The sequence below is a fragment of the Pseudomonas sp. 3MA1 genome, from assembly GCF_029237275.1.
Classification (GTDB): Bacteria; Pseudomonadota; Gammaproteobacteria; order Pseudomonadales; family Pseudomonadaceae; genus Aquipseudomonas; species Aquipseudomonas fluorescens_AP.
Window position 1 is genome coordinate 247,520 of the sequence record NZ_JAACFX010000009.1, and the last position, 22,275, is coordinate 269,794.

The window sequence follows — 22,275 nt, forward strand, 5'->3', positions numbered from 1 at the left end:
TTGTTCATTTAAGGAAGCTCATGACTGTGCTCGATGCGAGTTCCCCGCCCCGCGACGGGCGTCCCGACCCTGATGCGCTGCTGGAAAAGCTGCAACAGGATGAACAGGCCGCCCAGCGCGGCAAGCTGCGGATCTACTTCGGTTCCAACGCCGGGGTCGGCAAGACCTGCGCCATGCTCACCGCCGCCCGCAGCGAAGTGGCCCAGGGCCGCGACGTGGTGGCCGGGGTGGTGGAAACCCACGGCCGGCGGGAAACCGCCGAGCTCTTGCAAGGCCTGGAAGTGCTGGAGCGTCACCGCCTGATGCACCGCGACTACGCCTTGCCCGAATTCGATCTGGACGCGGCCCTGGCGCGGCGTCCTTCGGTGCTGCTGGTGGACGAGCTGGCCCACAGCAACGTCCCCGGTTCGCGCCACCCCAAGCGCTGGCAGGACGTGGAAGAACTGCTGCGGGCCGGGATCGATGTCTGGACCACCCTCAACGTCCAGCACCTGGAAAGCCTCAACGACATCGTCAGCGGCATCATCGGCATCCGCGTGCGCGAGACGGTGCCCGATCACCTGTTCGACGAAGCCCATGAAGTGCTGGTGATCGACCTGCCGCCGGACGACCTGCTGCGCCGCCTCAAGGACGGCAAGGTCTACATGGGGCCGCAGGCCGAGCGGGCTTCACGGCATTTCTTTCGCAAGGGCAACCTGCTGGCCCTGCGCGAACTGACCCTGCGCCGCACCGCCGACCGGGTCGATGCGCAGATGCGCGACTATCGCCGCGAACGTTCGATCAATGCCCTGTGGCCGGCCCGCGAGCGTTTGCTGGTGGGGGTGGCCGGTGATCCGGCGGACGAACGCCTGGTGCGAGAGGCCGCGCGCCTGGCGCAGAAGCTCGAAGCCGACTGGATGGTGGTGCACGTGGCCTCGGCGCAGCGCCGCGGCCACGGCGCCAGCCGTTATGCGGCGGCGATGAAGACCCTGGCCCTGGCCGCCGAGTTCGGCGCCGAAACCGCGACCCTGCCCGGCCTGGACGTGGCCGAGGCGCTGGTGGCCTGTGCCCGCGAGCACAATGCCAATCGCCTGGTGCTGGGCCATTACCCGCGCAAGGTCTGGCAGTTCTGGCATCAGTCGGTGAGCGACCGGATCAGCCGTCAGCACCCGGAAATCGATCAGATCGTGATCGCCAACGGCCCCTTGAGCCGGCGCCCGGTGCCGGCGGACAAGCCCGAGGCCGGGCTGCCGCCGAGCCGCGCGCCGGCCTACCTGTGGGCCAGCCTGGCGTGCTTTGCCGCCACCGCGGTAGCGGCGCTGCTGCTCAAGGTGTTCGACCCGGCCAACGTGGTCATGCTGTTCCTGCTCACCGTGGTCCTGGTGGCCCTGCGTTTTGGACGCGGCCCGGGCGTCTGGGCGGCGATGCTGGCGGTGTTGTGCTTCGACTTTTTCTTCGTCCAGCCGGTGTGGTCGTTCACGGTCAACGACACCCAGTACTTCTTCACCTTCGCCCTGATGCTCGGCATTGCCCTGATCACCGGCCAGCTCACCGCGCGCCTGCGCCATCAGGCGCGCACCGCCGCCGAAGGCGAGCGCCGTGCCACTTCCCTGGCCGGGCTGGCCCGGGAGCTGTCGGCGGCGCTGACCGAGGAGCAGATCTGCGCCGTGGCCCTGCGCACCTTCAGCGGGGTGTTCGAGGCCCGGGTCGGGCTGGCGCTGCCGGACGCCGACAATCGTGTGCGCGCTCTGAGCGCCAATGTCCTGACCATCGACGAGAGCATCGCCCAATGGGCCTATGACCACGCCCAGCCGGCGGGGCGCGGCACCGATACCCTGGCGGCCGCCAAGGGCTGCTACCTGCCGCTCAAGGCGCCGATGCGGGTGCGCGGGGTGCTGGTGCTGGAACTGGCGGATGCCGAACGCCTGGCCGAACCCGAGGAGCGGCGCCTGCTGCAAGCCTGCATGAGCCAGCTGGCGATTGCCCTGGAACGGGTGCATTACGTCGAAGTGGCCCAGAGCACCGTGGTGCAGATGGAAGGCGAGCGCATGCGCAATACCTTGCTGGCGGCTATTTCCCATGACCTGCGCACGCCCTTGACCACCATCATCGGCGCCGCCGACGCCGCCTTGCCCCATGCCTCCGAGGGCCCGCTCAAGCAGCTGCTGGCGGGTATCCACGATCAGGCTTCGTCCATGCAGCGCCTGATCGAGAACCTGCTGGACATGGCGCGCATGCAGGAGCGCGGGGTGCGCCTCAAGCGCCAGTGGAACTCCCTGGAGGAAATTGTCGGCAGCGCCCTGCGCCAGTTGCGCGAGCCCCTGGCCAAGCATCAGCTGCGAGTGACCATGGCACCGCAGTTGCCCCTGGTGGAAGTGGACGCGCTGCTGCTGGAACGGGTGCTGGTGAACCTTTTGGACAACGCCGCCAAGTACACTCCGGCCGGTACCCTGGTGCAGATCAGCGCCCGTCAGGTCGACCAGCAGATCATTCTGCAGGTCAGCGACTCCGGCCCCGGCTGTCCCAAGGGCAGTTCCCCGGACAGCCTGTTCGAAGCCTTCAGCCGCGGCCAGCAGGAGTCCGCCGTGGCCGGGATCGGCCTGGGCCTGGCCCTGGCCAAACGCATTGTCGAAGCCCATGGCGGGCGGATCGAGGCCCAGCCTCACGCCGACGCCGGGCTGAGTTTTGTCATCACCTTGCCGGCGGGACAACCGCCTTCCCTGGAAGCCCTATGAGCAGCCCACGCATCCTGATCGTCGAGGACGAAGCCAACATCCGCCGCTTTGTCGGCATAGCCCTGGAGGACGAAGGCTTCCAGGTGTTCGAGGCCGACAGCGTCAAGCGCGCGCTGATCCATGCCGCCAGCCGCCAGCCGGACCTGGTGATCGTCGACCTGGGCCTGCCGGACGGCGACGGCAAGCAGTTGATCGGCGAGCTGCGCGGCTGGCTGGCGGTGCCGATCCTGGTGCTCTCGGCCCGGGATCGGGAAGACGAGAAAGTCGCCGCCCTGGACGCCGGGGCCGACGACTACCTGGTCAAGCCGTTCGGCGTGCCGGAGCTGCTGGCGCGGATTCGCGCGCAACTGCGCCGCCACGGCCAGAGCGGCGCGGCGGCGGCCACCAGCAAGGTCAACTTCGGCGTGATCGAGGTCGACCTGGCGACCCATGAAGTGCGCCGCGAAGGGCAACTGGTGCACCTCACGCCGATTGAATACCGCCTGCTCTGCGCGTTGATCCGCGGCCAGAGCCGGGTGCTGACCCATCGCCAGCTGCTGCTGGAAGTCTGGGGCCTGGATTACGTCGACCGCGCCCATTACCTGCGGGTGCACATGGCCCATCTGCGGCAGAAGCTGGAGGCCGATCCGGCTCAGCCCCAGCACCTGATCACCGAGTTGCAGGTGGGTTATCGCCTGGTGGGGCTCTGATCCCGGCGTGTGGCGCCGCTCAGGGGTTTCTCGCCGCGGCGCCGCTCATGCACAAAGTCGATGTACAGGGTGATGCAGCCGAAGGTGGCGATGCCGAACAGCAGAAGAAGGCCGATCTGTATGTTGCTCATGGGGAAGGTCCTGTGGGCAAGACGCGGCACGACCGGCTCGACAGGGCCAGTCAGCAAGCGTCGGGGAGCTGATAGATAATCCCTGGGCGCCGCGCTTGCCAGGGTTTATATGAAAGCTTTACGGCGTCGCCGATGATCCCTATACGCTGCATACGCCAGGCTCTGCGCGGCGCCGCTCTTGCTAGAATCCGCCATCCTTCACCGACTTCAGGTTGCCGCCCCATGACCGCTTCGACCCCGCTGATCCGCACCGTACTGCCCACCGACCTGGACCGCTGCTTCGCCATCGAAACCCTGGCCTACGAAGGCGACGAAGCCGCGACCCGGGACAAGATCGCCACCCGCATCGCCACCTGGCCCGAGGGTTTTATCGTCGCCGAGGTGGACGGTGTGGTGGCCGGCTTCATCAACGCCGGCGCCACCTTCGAGGTGCAGATGGCCGATGAAGCCTTCAAGGAACTGGTCGGCCACGACCCGGCCGGTTCGGAAGTGGTGATCATGTCGGTGGTGGTGCACCCGGACTTCCAGGGCCTGGGCCTGGCCCGGCAACTGCTGCACGCCTTCATCGCGCGCATGGGCGAGCTGGGCAAGGCGCGCATCCACCTGATGTGCAAGGAGCGCCACGTGCCGCTGTACCAGCGCTTTGGTTTTGTCTACGTCAAGGCGTCGGAGTCGGACCACGGCGGCATGGCCTGGCATGAGATGGTGTTGGGGCTTGCGCCGTAACACTCCATCCTTGTGAGTGAGCTTTATGTAGTCTAAATTTAGGCTGCTGCTGGCCCGGGCTATCCCAGTCCAGCATTCCCGAGGACATGTGTCATGCGTATTCAAACCATCAGTTTCGTGAAGAAAAACGCTGCGGATCTGGATCTTTCCGAGCCCATGCTGGTGACCCAGAACGGTGTTCCCGCCTATGTGATCGAATCTTACGAAGAGCGCAAGCGCCGTGACGAAGCCATCGCTCTGATCAAGCTGTTGTCGTTCGCGGATCGAGACAAGCAGCAGGGCAAGCTAGTGAGCGCCGACAATCTGCTGCAACGTCTAGCCCAGCGTCGCCAAGTGTCGAAAGACGATGCAGAAGACTTATAGGGTTGAGTTCGCCACGGCAGCCGAACATGGCGTAGTGGCGTTGGAACACTATCTGATCCAGCAGTGCGGCCCGCAGCAGGCGGGACAGTTTGTCGATCAATTGATCAGGCAGATCGCCTCGACCTTGAGTGAGCAGGCATACACCTTCGCGGTTTGCCAACAAGCGGCCTCGTTGGGCGTCACTCACTTTCGCGAATTCCTGTGCATGGGGCAGCGGGTACTTTATGAGGTCTATCCGGATGAGCAACGGGTGGTTGTGGCCTTGATCATCGGCCAGCGTCAAAGTGTCGAAAAGCAACTGATCGACTACTGCCTGATGCTCTGAGCCTCAGAACGCCAGCACCATCCGCCGTTCATAACCTATCCGGCCCTTGCAGGCCTCGCCGTTCTCCACCCAACCCAGCTTGCGGTACAGCTTGAGGGCCGGCTGGTTGTCGCTGTCCACCGCCAGGTTCAGGCCCTTGAGCCCGGGCCACTGTCGGCGCGCGGCGGCGGGAATGGCTTGCAGGCAGGCCTGGCCGAAGCCGCGGCCCTGGAACCGCTGGTCCACTTGCAGGGCGTGCAGGCTGGCGCTGTCGGCGTCGGCCCAGGCCGGCAGGCACGGCGGGCGCTTGAGCAGCACGAAGGCCACCGGCCACTCGTCGCTGAGCAGGGCAAAGCCCTTGATCGCACCCTGGGGCGCATTGACCAGGGCGTGCAGCGCGCCGTGAATGTCGCCGCTAAAGGTCTTCTGTGCGGGCCGCACTTCAAGCTCCAGCAAGCGCGCGTGCTGCTGACTGTCGAGCTGTTCGTAAGGCACGAGGCGGGTGGTCACGGGCAGGGCGATCCGGTCGGGAGGAGGGGGCGGATTCTAGCGATTTTGCCCAGCGGGTAAATTTTTTTCCGTGGCTTGTCGATTGCGCGAATGGCCAGGCGACTAAGGGTGAAGCGAACAGTCAACGCTCCGTGTGCAGGGGCTGCTCGGCCGCGGTTGATTTCACTCTTGAGGAGTTTGGCCATGCTCAATCCATCCAATGAAGCGCAGATCCGCAGCCTGATCGATCTCTGGCAGCAGGCGGTGCTGGCCCGGGATATCGAACGCATCGTCAGCTATTACGCCGATGACATCACCTCCTTCGACGCGGTCGGGGCCTTGCAGTTCAAGGGCAAGGCGGCCTATCGCGCGCACTGGGAGGCGTGCATGCAGGTCTGCCCCGGCCCGGGCATTTTCGAGTTCCACCAACTGCAGGTGCGGGCTGATGCAGAGCTGGCCTGCGCCCACTGGCTGGCCCATTGCGGCGGCACCGACGCCGAGGGCGTGACCAAGGCCTGCTGGATGCGTGTCAGCGCGGCCTATCAACGTCGCGAGGGCCAGTGGCAGGTGGTGCACGAGCACTGGTCGGCGCCGTTCGACATGCTCACCGGGAGCACCCTGTTCGACTTGCAACCCTGAACAGCGAGCGGTTCGCCAAAGCGCAAAACAGCGACCATAGTTGCTCAGCCCGAGTCCGGAGGTGCCCATGAAATACCTATGCCTGGTCTACAGCGACGAGCGCTTGCTGCACAGCCTGCCCGACAGCCCCGAGGACGCCGAATGCCTGGCCTATGCCGAGTCGGTGCAAGGCAGCGGGCGGATGCTGGCCGCCGAGGCGCTGCAATCGGTGCAGTGCGCCACCACGGTGCGCATGCGCGGCGGCAAGCTGTCGATCACCGACGGCCCGTTCGCCGAAACCAAGGAACAACTGGCCGGTTTCTACCTGATCGAGGCCAGGGACCTGAATGAAGCGATCCAGGTTGCCGGGCATATTCCGGCCGCCCGGGTCGGCAGCGTCGAAGTGCGTCCGGTGCGTGAGTTGAATCCCTGAAAACCACAGTGAACAGGAGTGTGGCGATGAGTTTCCCAACCACGGGCCGCCAGCCCGCCGAGCATGAACTGTCCATCAGCCGCTTGATCGACGCGCCGCGCAACCGGGTGTTTCGCGCCTGGACCGAGCCGGCCTTGCTGGCGCAATGGTGGGGGCCCCACGGCATGACCACCCCGGAGTGTGAAATGGAGCTGTGGGTCGGCGGCCAGTTTCGCACCCTGATGCGCGCCCCGGACGGCAGCGAGTACCCGACCATGGGGGTGTTCCTGGAGATCGACGCCCCGTCGCGGCTGGTGTTTACCGATGCCTACCTGCCGGGCTGGATTCCTTCGGGCAAACCGTTCATGACCGCTGAAGTGACCTTCGAGGAGCAGGGCGACAAGACCCTCTACACCGCCCGGGCCATGCACTGGACCGAAGCCGACCGCAAGGCGCACGAAGCCATGGGGTTTCATGAGGGTTGGGGGCAGAGCCTGGAGCGTCTGGTGGCCCTGGTGACCCGGGGCCTGCCGGACTGATGGCCGAGCCAGCCCGGGAAGCGCTAGCGGCGCAGGTGGCGCAGGTCTACCGCGAGCAGTCGCGGCGGATCCTCGCCACCCTGATCCGCCTGCTGGGGGATTTCGACCTGGCCGAGGAGGCGCTGCACGATGCCTTCTTCGTGGCCGTCGAGCGCTGGCAGGACGCTGGCGTGCCCGACAATCCCCGGGCCTGGCTGGTGTCGGTCGGCCGCTTCAAGGGCATCGACGCCTTGCGCCGACGGGCGCGTTTCGCGGCTTCCCAGGCGGCGCTGCTCAGCCAGTTGGAGCAACTGGAACAGGACGACTGGAGCGTCGAGGATGTGCAGGATGACCGCCTGCGCCTGATCTTCACCTGCTGCCACCCGGCATTGGCGGCCGATGCCCAGGTGCCGTTGACCCTGCGCGAGATCTGCGACCTGAGTACCGAGGAAATCGCCCGGGCCTTCCTGGTCAGCCCGGCCACCATCGCCCAGCGCATCGTGCGCGCCAAGGCGAAGATCCGCGACGCCGGGATTCCCTATCAGGTGCCGGAGCTGAGTGAATTGCCCGAGCGCCTGGGGAGCGTGCTGCGGGTGATCTACCTGGTATTCAACGAGGGTTACTCGGCCTCGATGGGCGCCGAACTGACCCGAGATGAGCTGACCCGCGAAGCCATCCGCCTGGGCTACCTGTTGCTGGAGCTGCTGCCCGAGGCGGAGGTGATGGGCCTGCTGGCGCTGATGCTGTTGCACGAGTCCCGGCGCACGGCGCGGATCTCTGCCACTGGCGAGTTGATCCTGCTGGACGAGCAGGACCGTTCGTTGTGGCAGCAGGACATGATCGAGGAAGGTTGCGCCTTGGTGGAACGCGGCCTGCGCAGTGGACACGCCGGGCCTTATTGCCTGCAGGCGGCGATTGCCGCGGTGCATGCCGAAGCCGCGAGCGCCGAACAGACCGACTGGGCTCAGATCGTCGGCCTGTATGACATCCTGCTGCGCTTGCAGCCTTCACCGGTGATCCGGCTCAACCGTGCCGTGGCCCTGGCCCAGCGCGATGGGCCTGCTGCCGGGCTGGCGCAAGTGGAGGCCATTCTGAGCCGCGGCGACTTGCAGGATTACCACTTGGCCCACGCCGCGCGTGCCGATTTCTGCCGGCAACTGGGGCAGGTCAGTGCGGCGCGCGAATCCTACCAACTCGCCTTGACCCTGGCCCGGCAAGGCCCCGAGCAGCGCTTTCTCGAACAGCGCCTGGCCCAGCTCGACGCCTTGTAGAGGCTGGCGATTCAGGGTGGCCGGCGGGGGCTGGTCAGGAGCCGGTGAACGCGGTCATTGCAGCATCCGCGCCAGTAACCAGCTGCCTGCTGGCCCCGGCGGATGCAGGCGTGACCAGAGCGCATCCACCGCCACGGTGCGCGGCCAGCCACGGACTTGCAGCTCTTGCAACTTGCCGGCGCCGAAGCCCTCCACCAGCCAGCGTGGCAGGGGCGCCCAGCCAAAGCCGCCCTGGGCCATCTCCAGCAGCATCAGGTAGCTGGGAGCCGACCAGACCCGGCCCTGGCTCCGGCTCTCGTAGGGGTTGAGCACGGTGGCCAGGCGCAGTTCCCGGTGCTGGCGCAGGGCTTGTTCGTCGACCCGATCCAGGGCCGCCAGGGGATGGTTGCGCGACACGTAGAGCGACATTTCACCCCGTTCATCCAGGGTCTTGTGTTCCAGGTCCGCCGGGTAATCGTCCTGCTTTTCGGCAAAGGCGATCTGCGCCCGGCCACTTTGCACCAGGGCGATCAGGTCATCGCATTCGGCGATCAGGCATTCCAGCTCCAGGTCCGGGTAGCGCTGCTCGAAGGCGCCGAGGCCGCTTTCAAAACGGTCCGACTGGTAGGTGTCGGACAGGGCGATGGTGAGCTTCGCCTCGATCCCCCGGGACAGTTGGCTGGCGGCCATTTCCAGGCGGCTGGTGGCGGCGAGGATCTCTTCGGCGCGCTGCAGTAGGACATGCCCGGCCGGTGTCAGCCCGGGCTTGCGGCTGCTGCGGTCGAACAGCTGGACATCGAGGTCGATCTCCAGGCTGGCCACCGCCGCGCTGATGGTGGACTGACTCTTGCCCAGCTTGCGCGCGGCAGCGGAAAAGGAGCCTTGGGTGGCGGCCTGGACGAACGCCAGCAGCACTTCATGTGAGGCCATGAAACTATCGCCTTGATCGATGGTTATTGGTTATGAAGTATCGGCCTGCTCCTGGATGATCGCCAACACTTTCACTCCAGGAGTACGCCAATGAGCCTGCCTAAATCCCTGACCGAACGTATTTTCCAGGCGGTAGCCTTCGAGCTGCTGGCGGTGTCGATCTGTACTCCGCTGCTGTCCTGGATCATGGACAAACCCATGGCCGACATGGGTTTGGTGACCCTCGCCATCGGCCTTCTGGCCCTGGGCTGGAACGTGCTGTTCAACGGTCTGTTCGATCGTTTGCTCAAGCGTCTGGGCCTTGAGCACAACGGCAGGACCCGGGTCCTGCATGCCTTTCTGTTCGAAGGCGGGCTGGTGGCGTTCTGTGTGCCGCTGATTGCCTGGTGGCTGGATATCAGCCTGCTGCAGGCCTTCCTCCTGGACATTGGCGTGTTGTTGTTCTTCCTGCCCTACACCTACCTCTACCACTGGGCCTACGACGTGCTGCGGGACAAGTGGCTGCAAACGCGTCTGGTCCATTGAATGGCAAGGCGCTTCGGGGGGAGCGCCTTCGCCTGCGGGCTGCGAAAATCTCCGGGGCGCCTATCATGGCGTAGACGCTGGCGGCGACGCAGCAGACAAAACTGGACACTGTCCCGGTGTTTTTCTGAAAATATGCGCCAGCCGGTTCCGGTGACTGAACCTGCCGCCCTCCCGACTATCTGAAGACCATGACTATTCCCCGCAACTGGATCATCTGCGAGCACTGCGATTCGCTGTACGAATCCGTGCCGCTCCGCAAGGGCCAGGCCGCCCAGTGTTCGCGCTGTGGCGCGCTGCTGGCCCGCGCCCGCCACCTGAGCGTGCAGCAGCTGTTCGCCCTGTCGATCAGCGCCGGGTTGCTGTTCGTCTTCGCCAATCTGTTTCCGGTGATCAAGATCAGTCTCGAAGGCCTGAGCAACGAGGCGACCCTCTGGCAATCGGTGGAGGCCCTGGCCCAGGGCCGCATCAGCCTGATCGCGGCGATCACCGGCCTGACCATCATTCTCGCGCCGTGCCTGCAGATCATCCTGCTGTGCTGGGTGCTGGGCTTTGCCAACGTCGGCCGCGCGGCGCCGGGCTTCAAGGCCTGCATGCGCGCCCTGGAACACCTGCGCCCCTGGAGCATGCTCGAGGTGTGCCTGCTGGGCATCCTGGTGGCCATCGTCAAGCTGGCGGGCATGCTCGATGTGCACCCGGGGATGGGGTTGTGGGCCCTGGCGATGCTCACGGTGCTGATCATCCTGATTTCCGGCAAGGACATCCGCTACCTCTGGGATGACCTGGAGGGCCGCTACTGATGAGTGCGCCGCCCTACGCCCGGGATTACCAACTGATGCTGTGCCACACCTGCGGCCAGGTCTGCCAGGACTTCGAGCACCGCTGCCCGCGCTGCGATAGCGTGGTGCATGCGCGCAAGCCCAACAGCCTGGCGCGCACCTGGGCCTTTCTCCTGGCCAGCCTGATCTTCTACATCCCGGCCAACCTGCTGCCGGTGATGCACACCAGCATCTTTGGCAGCGCCAGTGAAAACACCATCATGAGCGGCGTGGTGGAGTTCTGGAAACACGGCTCCTGGGACATCGCCCTGCTGATCTTCATTGCCAGCGTGGTGGTGCCCTGCAGCAAGTTCTTGGTCCTCGGCACCCTGCTGGTGACCTGCCAGCGCCGCAGCCTCTGGGCCCGGCGCGAGCGGGCCAAGCTGTACCGCTTTATCGAGTTGATCGGCTACTGGTCGATGCTCGACGTACTGGTGGTAGCCCTGGTGGCGGCGCTGGTGCAGTTCCGTGCCCTGAGCTCGATCGATCCGCGCATGGGCATTCTGTTTTTTGGTTTGGTGGTGGTGCTGACGATGTTGGCCGCCATGAGTTTCGATCCCCGGCTTATCTGGGACGCAGAGGTTGAAGATGTCTGAGCATCCAGGTTCCAACGCAGCAAATCCCCGGCCCGCGCCTGGTGCTCCGGCGCTGCGCACGCGGCGTTTCAATGTCTCGCTGGTGTGGCTGGTGCCGATCGTCGCGGCCCTGGTGGGGTTGTCGATGGTGGTGCACAAGTCGCTGTCGGCGGGGCCGGAAATCACCATCAGCTTCCAGACCGCCGAAGGCCTGGAGGCCAACAAGACCCAGGTCAAGTACAAGAACGTGGTGATCGGCAAGGTGACCGCCATCGCCTTGAGCGACGACCGCAAGAAGGTGCTGGCCAAGGTCGAGCTGGATCAGTCCGCCGAACCCTTCACCGCCGACGACTCGATGTTCTGGGTGGTGCGTCCGCGGATCGGCGCCAACGGCGTTTCCGGGGTCGACACCTTGCTCTCCGGGGCCTTTATCGGCGCCGACGCCGGCAAGTCGGAAAAGCGCAAGGACAGCTTCAAGGGCCTGGAAACCCCGCCGCCGATCACCTACGGGCAAAAGGGCAAGCGCTTCACCCTGCACACCGATGACCTGGGTTCGCTGGATATCGGTTCGCCGGTCTACTACCGGCGCATCGAAGTGGGGCAGGTGGTGTCCTACCAGTTGGCCAACGGCGGCAAGGGCGTGGACGTGAAGATCTTCGTCAACGCGCCCAACGACAAGTACGTCACCACCGACACCCGCTTCTGGAACGCCAGCGGCGTCGACGTGACCCTCGGCGCCAATGGCCTGAAGGTCAACACCGAGTCGGTGTCGTCGATCCTCGCCGGCGGCATCGCCTTCGTCGAGCCCAAGTACAGCCCCAATGCCAAGCCGGCCGAGGAGAACGCCGAGTACACCCTGTTCGGCGACCAGGACACCGCCCTGGCGCCGCCGGACGGCGCGCCCTATTACATCCGCATGCGCTTCGACCAGGCCCTGCGCGGGCTGTCGATCAATGCCCCGGTGGAGTTCCTCGGGGTGAACATCGGCAAGGTGGTGTCGATGGACCTGGACTACGACGAACAGCGCAAGTATTTCCCGACCCTGGTCGGCGCGGTGATCTATCCCGAGCGCCTGGGCAAGGCCCACGAAAAGCTGGTCAAGCAGACCGGCGGCGAAGACGACGCGCGCTCGGCCCAGCTGATCGGCGCCTTCGTCAAGAACGGCCTGCGGGCCCAGCCCCGCAGCGGCAACCTGCTGACCGGCCAGCTGTACATCTCCCTGGACTTTGTCGCCAACGCCAAGCCGGTGGCCTATGACGCTACGGCGCGGCCGCTGGAGATCCCCACCATCCCCGGCAGCATGGACAAGTTGCAGGAGCAGTTGCAGGCCGTGGTGGACAAGATCAGCAAGCTGCCGATCGACTCGATTGCCGCCAACCTCAATGGCAGCCTGGTGGAGATGCAGAAGACCCTGAAGCAGGTCAACGGCGAGGTGCTGCCGCAGATGCGCGACACCCTGGAGCAATCGAAGAAGACCCTGGCCAGCGCCAACGAGAGCTTCTCCGAAGACTCGCCACAGCGGCAGAAACTTGGCCAGGCCATGGAAGAAGTGCAGCGTACCGCGCGTTCGGTGCGGGTCCTCAGCGACTTCCTCGGGCGTCATCCGGAAGCGCTGATCCGCGGGCGCCTCAAAGACAACCAACCGGATGCCTACCAGTCGCCATCCTCCTCTGTTCGCGAATCCGTACCGGAAGCCCAGCCATGAAACCCCGTGCCCTGTTGCTCTGCCTGACTCTGGGGCTGGCCGCCTGCAGTTCGGCGCCCACCCGTTACTACACCCTGATGCCGCCCGTGGCCGAAGGCAGCGCTGCGGCGCGCACTGGCGACCTGCAGTTCGAGATGTCCACGGTGCGCATTCCGGTGCAGGTGGATCAGCCGCAACTGGTGGTACGCCAGGACAGCGGCAGCCTGGCGATCCTCGAAACCCAGCGCTGGAGCGCGCCGCTGGTGGACGAATTCCACGATGCCCTGGCCAGCCAGATGGAGCACAAGCTCGGCACCCGCAACCTTGAAGGGTTGCCCAAGCAGCCCGGGCGTCCGCTGCTGGCGTTGCAGACCGATGTGCGGCGTTTCGAATCCCTGCCCGGGCGCTATGCGCTGATCGATGTGGTCTGGAGCCTGCGCCTGCGGGGCGAGGGCGGCCCGGCCCGCAACCTGACCTGCAGCAGCCAGATCCGCCAGCCGGCGGGTGTTGAACTGAGCAGCCTGGTCCAGGCCCACCAGCAGGCCATCGCCCTGCTGGCCGGGCAGATTGCTGGCGCGGCGCGTAGCTGGACCTGCCCCTGACTAGGTTTGTGTAGCCGCTGCCGCAGGCTGCGAACGGCTGCGCAGGAGACGCAGGTTCTTCCGGCCGCCGCAGGTTTGGCTCAGGATCGCCAGGCAAGGCCCTGCGGGCCTTTTCGCAGCCTCGCGGGCTCGGCAGCGGCTACAGGTGTCGGGTTGTGGCCGCTGCCGCAGGCTGCGAACGGCTCCGTAGGAGACGCAGGTTTTTCCGGCCGCCGCAGGTTTGGTTCAGGATCGCCAGGCAAGGCCCTGCGGGCCTTTTCGCAGCCTCGCGGGCTCGGCAGCGGCTACAGGTGTCGGGTTGTAGCCGCTGCCGCAGGCTGCGAACGGCTCCGTAGGAGACGCGTGGATCTTGAGGCCGCTGGAGGTTCGGCAAGAGATCGCCAAGCAAGGTGTTCAGCGCCGGGCGCTGAGTTGCTGGGGCGCGAGGAAGGCGTCGTGGAAGTAGGCACGCAGTGCCTGCATAGCCGGGGTGAAGGCCCGTTCGCGGTGCCAGGCCAGCCCCACGCTCATCGGCGTCACCGCGTCGCTCAGGCTCAGGGTCTCGATGCGCTTGCCCTCCAGTGACCAGGGCCGGTGCACCAGGTCCGAAAGAATCGCTACGCCGCTGCCGTTGGCCACCATGCTGCGCACCGCCTCCACCGAACTGGTGCGCACCCGCACGTTGGGCTGCTGGCCGGCCTGTTCCCAATAGCGCATGGCGCTCTGTTCGGCCTCGTCGACGGTGAGCAGGATGAACGGCTCCTGGGCCACGTCCGCCAGGCTGATGCTGGTGCGCTCGCACAGCGGATGGTGGGCCGGCAGCCACAGCCGGCGCTCGGAGTTGAACAGGGTCTGCGAGACGATATCCGGGTGGGTCAGGTTGGCGGTGAGCACCACCGCCATGTCGAAGCGGCCCTCCAGCAAGCCTTGTTCGATGGCCTGGCGTTCCTGTTCATGCAGTTCGATGGTGACGTCCGGGTGCCAGTGCTCCAGGCGTTGCAGGTGGTGCGGCAGGAAGTAGCCGATCACTGTGTAGCTCGCCGCCAGGTGTAGCACGCCGCTGGCCCGGTAGTCCGGCAATGGGCTGTTCAGCGCATCCTCGACGCTGCGCAGAATCACGTAGGCGCGGTTGAGAAAATGCCGCCCGGCATCGGTCAGGTTCATGCCCTGGGCCGAGCGCACGAACAACTGCACCGCGAGCATGGCCTCCAGTTCCTTGATCGCGGTGGTCACCGCCGACTGCGAGATGTTCAAGTGAATCGCCGCCTGGGAGATCTGCCCGATCTCGGCCGTAGCCACGAAATAGCGCACCTGGCGCAAGGTCAACGACATGGCCCATTCCCCCCTTGTCCTGTAGGAGCCGGCTTGCCGGCGAAAGCGATGGTGCGAACGCCGCTGCCGCCAAACCCGGCATTGCTCTTTAGCTTTATCTGTTTTTCAGAAGAAGCTCTATCTGATAATAGATCTTCCCAAGGGGTCAAGGCCGCTCTAATTTCCGTGACACGAAGTCACAAGAGTTGGAGCAACAGTGATGCAGGCAGTGGATTTCAATTCGGACATGGGCGAGAGCTTCGGCCCCTGGACCATCGGCGATGGCGTCGACAACGAGCTGATGGGTTTTATCAGTTCGGCCAATATCGCCACCGGCTTTCACGCCGGCGACCCCAGCACCATGCGCCGCACCATCGAGCAGGCCAAGCGCCGGGGCGTGGCCATCGGTGCGCACCCGGGGTTTCGTGATCTGGTGGGTTTCGGGCGCCGGCATATCAATGCCCCGGCCCAGGAACTGGTGGACGACATGCTCTATCAGCTCGGCGCCCTGCGTGAGCTGGCCCGGGTACAAGGCGTGAAGCTGCAACACATCAAGCCCCACGGCGCGCTCTACATGCATTTGGCCCGGGACCAGGAAGCGGCGCGGCTGCTGGTGGAAAACCTGCGCCAGCTGGAGCCCGAGCTGCTGCTGTATTGCATGCCCAACTCGGTGATCTGGCAGGTGGCTCGGGAGCTGGGCCAGCCAGTGATCCGCGAGTTCTATGCCGACCGCGACTACGACCTCAGCGGCTCCATCGTCTTCACCCGCCAGGTGCGCGCCCTGGACCCGGCCGCGGTGGCGGCCAAGGTGCTGCGCGCCTGCCAGACCGGCCTGGTGCGCACCGTCGAAGGCGAGGACCTGAGCATCGAATTCGACTCCATCTGCCTGCACAGCGACACCCCGGGCGCCCTGGACCTGGTCGAGGCCACCCGCACGGCGCTGGACCAGGCCGGCATCGAGGTGCGCGCACCGCGCTGAGCGCATCGAAAGCCTGCACATCGACAACAAGCACCGCGCACAGACGCGAGCCTCATCCGGTTTTTGAATTTTTGCCTGCCTTTCTACAACTATTCCAAAAGGAACAGACATGGCCGAACACAGTGTTATCACCCCCTTGCCGGGCACCTTCTATCGCAAGGCCACTCCCGAGTCGGCGCCTTTCGTCGAGGTCGGCGACCGCGTCAGCGCCGATACCGTGATCGGCCTGATCGAAGTCATGAAGCAGTTTTCCGAACTGACCGCCGGGAGCGCGGGCCAAGTCAGCGCCTTTATGGTGGAAGACGGTGATCCGGTGGAACCGGGTCAGGTCGTCGCGACGCTCGAACAGTGAGGGCCGGGGCATGACTCAAGCAATCAACAAGTTGCTGGTGGCCAACCGCGGCGAGATCGCCGTGCGCATCCTTCGCGCGGCCAAGGCCCTGGGCATTCCCACGGTTGCCGCGTGCAGCGAGGCGGATGCCGACTCCATGGCTGCACGTTTGGCCGATGAAGTGCAGATCATCGGCCCGGCGCGGGCCGACAAGAGCTACCTGAATGTCGAGGCCCTGCTGAGTGCGTTGCAGCGCAGCGGCGCCAATGCCGTGCACCCGGGCTATGGCTTTCTTTCCGAGAACGCCGGTTTTGCCGAGGCGGTGGTCGCGGCCGGGGCGATTTTCGTCGGTCCCAGTGCCGAAACCATCCGCCGCATGGGTGACAAGGCCGAAGCCCGGCGCACGGCGCAGGCGGCCGGGGTGCCGGTGGTGCCTGGCTCTCCAGGTGAACTCTTCGATTTGGAGGCCGCGCTCAAGGCCGCTGAAAGCGTGGGCTTTCCACTGTTGATCAAGGCCAGTGCCGGTGGTGGCGGGCGCGGGATCCGCCTGGCCCAGGACGTTGCGCAATTGGCCGAGGAGTTTCCTCGGGCGCAGCGCGAAGCCCAGACCGCGTTCGGCAATGGTGCGCTGTACCTGGAGCGTTTCATTGGCCGTGCCCGGCACATCGAAGTCCAGGTACTGGGCGATGGCCAGCACGCGGTGCACCTGTTCGAGCGCGAATGCTCGTTGCAGCGGCGGCGGCAGAAAATCTTCGAAGAAGCGCCGTCGCCGGTGCTCAGCGCCGCGCAGCGCGAGCAGTTGTGCAGCAGCGCCGTGCGCCTGACCCAAGCCTTGGGTTACCAGGGCGCTGGCACCCTGGAATACCTGTATGACGACAGCACCGGCGAGTTCTTCTTCATCGAGATGAACACGCGGATCCAGGTCGAGCACCCGATCAGCGAGCTGATCACCGGCATCGATCTGGTCCAGGCCATGTTGCGCATTGCCGGGGGCGAGCCCCTGGGGTTGCGCCAGAGCGACATCCAGTTCAATGGCGCGGCCTTGCAGATGCGCCTGAACGCCGAAGACCCGGCGCGGGATTTCTTCCCCAGCCCGGGCCGGGTGGAGCAACTGATCTGGCCGCAAGGGCCGGGAGTGCGGGTCGATAGCCACCTGTACCCGGGCTATGCTGTGCCGCCGTATTACGACTCGCTGCTGGCCAAGCTGATCGTGCACGGAGCTGATCGCGACGAGGCCCTGGCCCGGGCAAGGCTGGTCGTGGAGCAGACCACCCTGACCGGCATGGCCAGTACCTTGTCGCTGCACCGTGAACTGCTGGCCGAACCCTGGTTGCAGCAGGCCGATTTTCACACCGCAACCCTGGAAACCTGGCTGGCCGCGCGCCGCGCCGGAGGTGTCGCATGAGCCAGCCGATCCGCTACAGCTTTGGTGCCGACGAGCACCTGTTTGCCGAAGTCAGCGACAGCATGTCCCTGGAGGCCTTCTTCAAGGGCATGGCGGTGACCCGCGCCGTGGAGCGCCTGGAGTTGGATGGGGTGCTGGATGTGTGCCTGGCCAATGCCTCGTTCCAGATTCGTTTCGACCCGGATCGCATCGCTCCGCAGGTTCTGCTGGAGGCGGTGCAGCAGGCCGAGGCCGGGGCGGTGGCCGAGCGCAGCCTGCACACCCGGATCATCGAGATCCCGGTGCTCTACAACGACCCCTGGACCCATGAAACCCTGATGCGCTTTCGTGACCGGCACCAGGACCCCAGCGCCACGGACCTGGAGTACGCGGCGCGGATCAACGGTCTGGCGGACGTCGAGGCGTTCATCGCCGCCCACAGCGGCGCGCCCTGGTTCGTCTCCATGGTGGGCTTCGTCGCCGGGTTGCCGTTCATGTTCCAGATGGTCGAACGTGAACGGCAGCTGCAGGTGCCCAAGTACCTGCGGCCACGCACCGATACGCCGAAACTGACCCTGGGTCATGGCGGCTGTTTCGGCTGCATCTACTCGGTACGCGGCGCCGGCGGCTACCAGATGTTCGGCGTCACCCCGGCCCCCATCTACGACCCGCAGCAGCAACTGGCTTACCTCAAGGCGCACATGGTGTTCTTCCGTCCGGGGGACATCGTGCAATTCAAACCCATCGATCGTGAGGCTTACGATCAGGCGGTGGCCGAGGTCGAGGCCGGGCGCTTCGATCTGCGCATCCGTGAGGTGGAGTTTTCCCTGGATGCCTTTCTCGCCGACCCGGTCGGCTATCCCAAGTCGCTGCAGGAGGTGCTGGCATGATCAAGGTCATCAAACCGGGCCTGGCCACATCGGTGCAGGATCTGGGTCGCGAAGGTTTCTATCACCTGGGGATTCCGCCGTCCGGGGCCCTGGATCAGTACGCCCTGAGCGCAGCCAACCAGCTGGTGGGCAACCCGGCAGGCGCGGCCGGGCTGGAATGCACCTTGCTCGGGCCGGAGCTTGCGTTCAGCGCCGACGCCCTGGTGGCGGTCTGCGGCGCCCACATGACTCCCAAGCTCGATGGCGTGGACATGCACCTGGACACCGCCTTTGCGGTCAAGGCCGGGCAAGTGCTGCGTTTTGACTTTCCCAAGGCCGGGGCCCGGGCCTACCTGGCGGTGGCCGGTGGCATCGATGTGCCGCTGGTGCTGGGCAGTCGTTCGACCTATGCCCTGGGCGCCCTCGGTGGTTTCCAGGGCCGGCGTCTGGCGGCCGGGGATGAACTGCCGGTGGGCGTCGCCAGCGGCAAGGGCCGACCCGGTGCCAGCCTGCCCATGGCGCTGCGCCAATCCCTGGGCGGCGAAATCACCCTGCGGGTGGTGCCGGGCCTGTACTACGAACGCTTGAGCGAGGCGGCCAAGGTCAGCTTCTTCGCCGAACCTTGGACCGTGGGTTCGGAGGCGGACCGCATCGGCTATCGCTTCAAGGGGGGCAGCGCCTTGAGCTTCCAGCCCCGGGAGCAGCCGTTCGGCGCCGGTTCCGATCCGTCGAACATCGTCGACAGCTGCTACCCCATCGGCTCGATCCAGGTACCGGCGGGGCTGGAGCCCATTGTCCTGCACCGGGACGCGGTGTCCGGTGGCGGCTACGCCATGATCGGCACGGTGATCAGCGCCGACCTCGACCTGATCGGCCAGATGCAGCCCAACCAGAAGGCCCGCTTTGTCGCGGTGACCCTCGAAGAAGCGCTGGAGGCTCGGCGCTCCTACAAGAAAAAGCTCAGCTGTCTGAGCAAACTGTTTCCTTCCTGATTCTGCCCGCCGCATCGCGCGGGCCATGCCAAACGGTAGGCCAACGCCGCACTTCGGTGCGGTGACGGCTGCCCGCGCTTCAACCCTTGATCGGTTCTGGAGTTCACGCATATGGCAGCTTTATCGCAAGCGAATCAAACCGGGCAGACCCCGGCCAATGTGGCCCTTCCCAGCGAGGCCCGGATGGGCCGACTGTCCCTGACCATGGCCTGGTGGGCGGTGTGCAGCGCGATGTTCTACATCGTCGTCGGCGCCTCCCTGGCCTTGTCCTACGGCACCCGCAATGCCTTGATCGGCATGCTCCTGTCGGTGCTCAGCTATGGCCTGGTGAACAGCGTGCTCAGCCGCTTCGCCATGCGCAGCGGGCTCTCGGTGGCGCTGTTCTCGCGGTTGCTGTTCGGCAGCACCGGGGCTTGCCTGGCGACCCTGATCTTTTTCTCCACGGCCATCTACTACGCGGTGTTCGAAGGTTCGGTGATCGCCGTGGCGCTCCATCATCTGTACCCGCAACTGCTGTACCCGCTGGCGGCCTTGCTGGTGGTGCTGTACAGCGTGCCGCTGATCCTGGGCAGCGTGCAGCGCTGGCTGGACAAGCTCAACGGCGTGCTGTTGCCGGTGTATCTGGGGGGCTTGCTGTTCGCCGTGGGCCTGTCCATCAGCCGTTATGGCTACCAGCCGCAATGGCTGGATTTCGGCCCGGCCAATCCCGGCAATACCGGCTGGTGGGATTGCTTCGTGGCCTACATGGGGGTGTGGATCCTGATGCTGTTCACCTTCGACTACGCGCGTTTCGGCAAGCCCGAGGACGCCGGCTACCACGGTCGCTGGAACTTCGGCATGCCGTTCTACGCGGTGACCTTTCTGCTCAACGGCGCCGCGGGGATCTACCTGGTGAGCAGCATTCCCCATGAGGGCGCGCTCAATGAAGTCTCGGTGGTGATGGCGATCCTGCAGTTGATGGGGCTCTGGGGGCTGTTGTTCGTCTGGGCCACGCAAACCCGGATCAACACTGCCAACTATTACTTGGCGACCCTGAACATGCAGGCATTCTTCGGCCGCTTCGGCCTGCGCGGTTCCTACCTGATGTGGGCGCTGGCGGTGGGAGTCATCGTCTACGGCCTGATGCTGGCGGATGTGTTCGCCTACCTGCTCAAGGCCCTGGCCTATCAGGGGATCTTCGTGGTGGCCTGGGTCGGCGTGGCCCTGGCGCAGATCCTGCTGGGGCGTACTGATGTGGCGGCGATTGATCGCGTGGCGGCCTTCAACCCGGTTGGGCTGACGGCCTGGTTCGGCGGTACGGCCCTGGGCCTGATGCTGATGGGGGCGGGGGGCGGCCTGGCGAGTTTCTCGGCGCCGCTGACCGGGGTCCTGGCGTTTACCTTGCAGGCCGGGCTCGCCAGTCGCTTGCACAGCCGCCTGCCCGCCGCCGGCTGAGCGGGCGACCGGGCAGGCGCTGGCTGATCAGAACAGCTGAGTGAACAGCCAGTACAGGCTGCCGGACAGCAGGATCGCCGCCGGCAGGGTCAAGACCCAGGCCATGGCCAGGTTGCGGATGGTGCGCATCTGCAACCCGCCGCCATTGGCCACCATGGTCCCGGCCACCCCCGAGGACAGCACGTGGGTGGTCGACACCGGCAGGCCGAACATGTCCGCCGCGCCGATGGTCAGCATGGCCACGGTTTCCGCCGAGGCGCCCTGGGCGTAGGTCAGGTGGGTCTTGCCGATCTTCTCGCCGACGGTCACCACGATGCGCTTCCAGCCGACCATGGTGCCCAGGCCCAGGGCGATGGCCACGGCGATCTTCACCCACAGCGGGATGAAGCGGGTGGCGTTGTCGATCTGTTGCTTGAACAGTTGCAGCTTGTCCCGGGTGTCCTGGTCGAAGTGGCCGACCTGGTTCTTGTCCATCAGGCGGATGGCTTCGCTGGTCAGGTACATGTCGTTGCGCACGTTGCCCATGGCTTCGGCGGGCACCTTGGCCAGCGAGCCGTAGCCCTTGACCTCGGCACCGATGGCGCCGGTCAGGGCGGCCAGGGCGGGGATCAGCTCCGGCGTCGCTTGCTTGCTGCGCATGTACTCCGAGAGCACAGCGCGAGGATCGGCCGGGGCCGGTTGCGGGGCGCTCTTGATCAGGGCTTGCTGGGTGACCTCGGCCACCGCGGCAAATTGCAGCGACTGGTCGGCGGGCATGGTGCGGTTCAGGGCATAGGCCATGGGCAGGGTGCCCACCAGGATCAGCATGATCAGGCCCATGCCTTTCTGGCCATCGTTGGAGCCATGGGCGAAGGACACCCCGGTGCAGGTCAGGATCAGCAGGCCGCGAATCCACCACGGTGGCGGCGCGTCACCCTTGGGCGCCTTGTACAGGGCGCGGTTCTTGACGAACAGGCGCAGGGCCAACAGCAGCAGGGCGGCAAACACGAAGCCGATCAGTGGCGAGAACAGCAGGGCGTAGCCGACCTTGGTGGCCTGGCTCCAGTCCACCCCGCTGGTGCCGTCGCGGCCGTGCATCAGTGCGTTGGCCACGCCGACGCCGATGATCGAGCCGATCAACGTGTGGGACGAGGAGGCCGGCAGCCCCAGCCACCAGGTGCCGAGGTTCCACAGGATGGCGGCGATCAGCAGGGCGAAGATCATGGCGAAGCCGGCGGAGGAGCCTACTTGCAGGATCAGCTCCACCGGCAGCAGGGCGATGATGCCAAAGGCCACCGCGCCGCTGGACAGCAGCACCCCGAGGAAGTTGAACAGGCCGGACCAGACCACCGCGAACTGCGGCGGCAGCGAGTGGGTGTAGATCACCGTGGCCACGGCGTTGGCGGTGTCGTGGAAGCCGTTGACGAACTCGAAGCCCAGGGCGATCAGCAGCGCCACCCCCAGCAGCAGGAACGGGGTCCAGGTGGTGACCGTGGTGCCCAGCTCGTGCATGTCGTGCACCAGGCTATAGGCGGTGAACAGCAAGCCCATGGCCAGCACGGCGAAGAAGATCACCAGGGTGAAGGGGCTGGGTTTCTTATCCAGTTGCGGTTTGACGTCGGGGCTGGGAGACGCGGCAGTCAGTGACGGGGTGGCCATTGCCGGACAATCC

The 22,275-nt window shown here is 65.7% G+C and carries 25 protein-coding genes; 20 read left to right on the plus strand and 5 right to left on the minus strand.

Annotated features, from left to right (window positions below):
• Positions 1 to 20: 20 nt before the first annotated feature.
• Entirely contained in the window at positions 21 to 2,714 is a 2,694-nt protein-coding gene (locus GWQ44_RS23445; RefSeq protein WP_275928354.1) for a sensor histidine kinase KdpD, read from the plus strand.
• Entirely contained in the window at positions 2,711 to 3,403 is a 693-nt protein-coding gene (locus GWQ44_RS23450) for a response regulator (RefSeq protein ID WP_016968147.1), read from the plus strand. Before GWQ44_RS23445 ends, GWQ44_RS23450 begins: the two co-directional genes overlap by 4 nt.
• Here GWQ44_RS23450 and GWQ44_RS23455 read toward each other — a convergent pair.
• Complete coding sequence (locus GWQ44_RS23455; RefSeq protein WP_016968146.1) at positions 3,382 to 3,534, minus strand: hypothetical protein; 153 nt, start codon at positions 3,532 to 3,534, stop codon at positions 3,382 to 3,384. The genes GWQ44_RS23450 and GWQ44_RS23455 overlap by 22 nt on opposite strands.
• 222 nt (positions 3,535 to 3,756) lie before the next feature.
• On the opposite strand from GWQ44_RS23455, the gene GWQ44_RS23460 reads away from it, so the two are divergent.
• The 3 genes from GWQ44_RS23460 to GWQ44_RS23470 all read left to right on the plus strand — a co-directional run bounded on the left by GWQ44_RS23460 (position 3,757) and on the right by GWQ44_RS23470 (position 4,948).
• On the plus strand, positions 3,757 to 4,260 hold the full coding sequence (locus GWQ44_RS23460; RefSeq protein ID WP_275928355.1) for an N-acetyltransferase: 504 nt from the start codon (positions 3,757 to 3,759) through the stop codon (positions 4,258 to 4,260).
• 93 nt (positions 4,261 to 4,353) lie between these two features.
• On the plus strand, positions 4,354 to 4,623 hold the full coding sequence (locus GWQ44_RS23465; protein ID WP_047305695.1) for a prevent-host-death protein: 270 nt from the start codon (positions 4,354 to 4,356) through the stop codon (positions 4,621 to 4,623).
• Entirely contained in the window at positions 4,607 to 4,948 is a 342-nt protein-coding gene (locus tag GWQ44_RS23470) for a hypothetical protein (protein WP_047305694.1), read from the plus strand. Before GWQ44_RS23465 ends, GWQ44_RS23470 begins: the two co-directional genes overlap by 17 nt.
• A gap of 3 nt (positions 4,949 to 4,951) precedes the next feature.
• Here the strand turns inward: GWQ44_RS23470 and GWQ44_RS23475 are convergent, their stop codons facing one another.
• Positions 4,952 to 5,437, minus strand: coding sequence for a GNAT family N-acetyltransferase (locus GWQ44_RS23475; RefSeq protein ID WP_253128331.1), 486 nt, complete (start codon positions 5,435 to 5,437; stop codon positions 4,952 to 4,954).
• Between the two features lie 183 nt (positions 5,438 to 5,620).
• Between GWQ44_RS23475 and GWQ44_RS23480 the strand changes: the two genes are divergently transcribed.
• From GWQ44_RS23480 to GWQ44_RS23495, 4 genes are all read left to right on the plus strand, one after another.
• On the plus strand, positions 5,621 to 6,055 hold the full coding sequence (locus GWQ44_RS23480) for an SgcJ/EcaC family oxidoreductase (RefSeq protein ID WP_275928356.1): 435 nt from the start codon (positions 5,621 to 5,623) through the stop codon (positions 6,053 to 6,055).
• Between the two features lie 67 nt (positions 6,056 to 6,122).
• Positions 6,123 to 6,467, plus strand: coding sequence for a YciI family protein (locus tag GWQ44_RS23485; RefSeq protein WP_016968142.1), 345 nt, complete (start codon positions 6,123 to 6,125; stop codon positions 6,465 to 6,467).
• A gap of 26 nt (positions 6,468 to 6,493) precedes the next feature.
• Positions 6,494 to 6,985 (plus strand): SRPBCC family protein, encoded by a 492-nt coding sequence (locus tag GWQ44_RS23490; protein WP_275928357.1) that lies wholly within the window; start codon positions 6,494 to 6,496, stop codon positions 6,983 to 6,985.
• Positions 6,985 to 8,235: an RNA polymerase sigma factor gene (locus GWQ44_RS23495; RefSeq protein WP_275928358.1), complete on the plus strand. Its 1,251-nt coding sequence runs from the start codon at positions 6,985 to 6,987 to the stop codon at positions 8,233 to 8,235. The genes GWQ44_RS23490 and GWQ44_RS23495 overlap by 1 nt, the downstream gene beginning before the upstream one ends.
• Before the next feature lie 54 nt (positions 8,236 to 8,289).
• Here GWQ44_RS23495 and GWQ44_RS23500 read toward each other — a convergent pair whose 3' ends face one another.
• Complete coding sequence (locus GWQ44_RS23500; RefSeq protein ID WP_016968139.1) at positions 8,290 to 9,144, minus strand: LysR family transcriptional regulator; 855 nt, start codon at positions 9,142 to 9,144, stop codon at positions 8,290 to 8,292.
• A 90-nt stretch (positions 9,145 to 9,234) separates the two neighbouring features.
• Here GWQ44_RS23500 and GWQ44_RS23505 point away from each other — a divergent pair, with 90 nt between their 5' ends.
• The 5 genes from GWQ44_RS23505 (at position 9,235) to GWQ44_RS23525 (ending at position 13,345) form a co-directional block, all read left to right on the plus strand.
• Positions 9,235 to 9,669: a multidrug/biocide efflux PACE transporter gene (locus tag GWQ44_RS23505; protein ID WP_275928359.1), complete on the plus strand. Its 435-nt coding sequence runs from the start codon at positions 9,235 to 9,237 to the stop codon at positions 9,667 to 9,669.
• 188 nt (positions 9,670 to 9,857) lie between these two features.
• Entirely contained in the window at positions 9,858 to 10,466 is a 609-nt protein-coding gene (locus GWQ44_RS23510) for a paraquat-inducible protein A (RefSeq protein WP_016968136.1), read from the plus strand.
• Positions 10,466 to 11,080 carry a paraquat-inducible protein A gene (locus GWQ44_RS23515; protein WP_016968135.1) on the plus strand — a complete coding sequence of 205 codons (615 nt, stop codon included), beginning with the start codon at positions 10,466 to 10,468 and terminating at the stop codon, positions 11,078 to 11,080. Before GWQ44_RS23510 ends, GWQ44_RS23515 begins: the two co-directional genes overlap by 1 nt.
• Entirely contained in the window at positions 11,073 to 12,764 is a 1,692-nt protein-coding gene (locus GWQ44_RS23520; RefSeq protein ID WP_042942151.1) for an MlaD family protein, read from the plus strand. The genes GWQ44_RS23515 and GWQ44_RS23520 overlap by 8 nt, the downstream gene beginning before the upstream one ends.
• A complete protein-coding gene (locus tag GWQ44_RS23525; protein WP_275928360.1) occupies positions 12,761 to 13,345 on the plus strand; it encodes a PqiC family protein in 585 nt (194 codons plus the stop codon). The genes GWQ44_RS23520 and GWQ44_RS23525 overlap by 4 nt, the downstream gene beginning before the upstream one ends.
• 393 nt (positions 13,346 to 13,738) lie before the next feature.
• Here GWQ44_RS23525 and GWQ44_RS23530 read toward each other — a convergent pair whose 3' ends face one another.
• Positions 13,739 to 14,656 (minus strand): LysR family transcriptional regulator, encoded by a 918-nt coding sequence (locus tag GWQ44_RS23530; protein ID WP_016968132.1) that lies wholly within the window; start codon positions 14,654 to 14,656, stop codon positions 13,739 to 13,741.
• 199 nt (positions 14,657 to 14,855) lie between these two features.
• On the opposite strand from GWQ44_RS23530, the gene GWQ44_RS23535 reads away from it, so the two are divergent.
• The 6 genes from GWQ44_RS23535 (at position 14,856) to GWQ44_RS23560 (ending at position 20,624) form a co-directional block, all read left to right on the plus strand.
• A complete protein-coding gene (locus GWQ44_RS23535) occupies positions 14,856 to 15,614 on the plus strand; it encodes a 5-oxoprolinase subunit PxpA (RefSeq protein WP_275928361.1) in 759 nt (252 codons plus the stop codon).
• Positions 15,615 to 15,723: 109 nt separating this feature from the next.
• Positions 15,724 to 15,966, plus strand: coding sequence for an acetyl-CoA carboxylase (locus GWQ44_RS23540; RefSeq protein ID WP_275928362.1), 243 nt, complete (start codon positions 15,724 to 15,726; stop codon positions 15,964 to 15,966).
• A 10-nt stretch (positions 15,967 to 15,976) separates the two neighbouring features.
• Complete coding sequence (locus GWQ44_RS23545; RefSeq protein ID WP_275928363.1) at positions 15,977 to 17,350, plus strand: acetyl-CoA carboxylase biotin carboxylase subunit; 1,374 nt, start codon at positions 15,977 to 15,979, stop codon at positions 17,348 to 17,350.
• Positions 17,347 to 18,219, plus strand: coding sequence for an allophanate hydrolase subunit 1 (locus GWQ44_RS23550; RefSeq protein ID WP_110594787.1), 873 nt, complete (start codon positions 17,347 to 17,349; stop codon positions 18,217 to 18,219). Before GWQ44_RS23545 ends, GWQ44_RS23550 begins: the two co-directional genes overlap by 4 nt.
• On the plus strand, positions 18,216 to 19,190 hold the full coding sequence (locus GWQ44_RS23555) for a biotin-dependent carboxyltransferase family protein (RefSeq protein WP_275928364.1): 975 nt from the start codon (positions 18,216 to 18,218) through the stop codon (positions 19,188 to 19,190). The genes GWQ44_RS23550 and GWQ44_RS23555 overlap by 4 nt, the downstream gene beginning before the upstream one ends.
• A gap of 183 nt (positions 19,191 to 19,373) precedes the next feature.
• On the plus strand, positions 19,374 to 20,624 hold the full coding sequence (locus tag GWQ44_RS23560; RefSeq protein ID WP_275928365.1) for an allantoin permease: 1,251 nt from the start codon (positions 19,374 to 19,376) through the stop codon (positions 20,622 to 20,624).
• A 27-nt stretch (positions 20,625 to 20,651) separates the two neighbouring features.
• Here GWQ44_RS23560 and GWQ44_RS23565 read toward each other — a convergent pair whose 3' ends face one another.
• On the minus strand, positions 20,652 to 22,262 hold the full coding sequence (locus tag GWQ44_RS23565) for an inorganic phosphate transporter (RefSeq protein WP_047305681.1): 1,611 nt from the start codon (positions 22,260 to 22,262) through the stop codon (positions 20,652 to 20,654).
• Positions 22,263 to 22,275 lie beyond the last annotated feature (13 nt).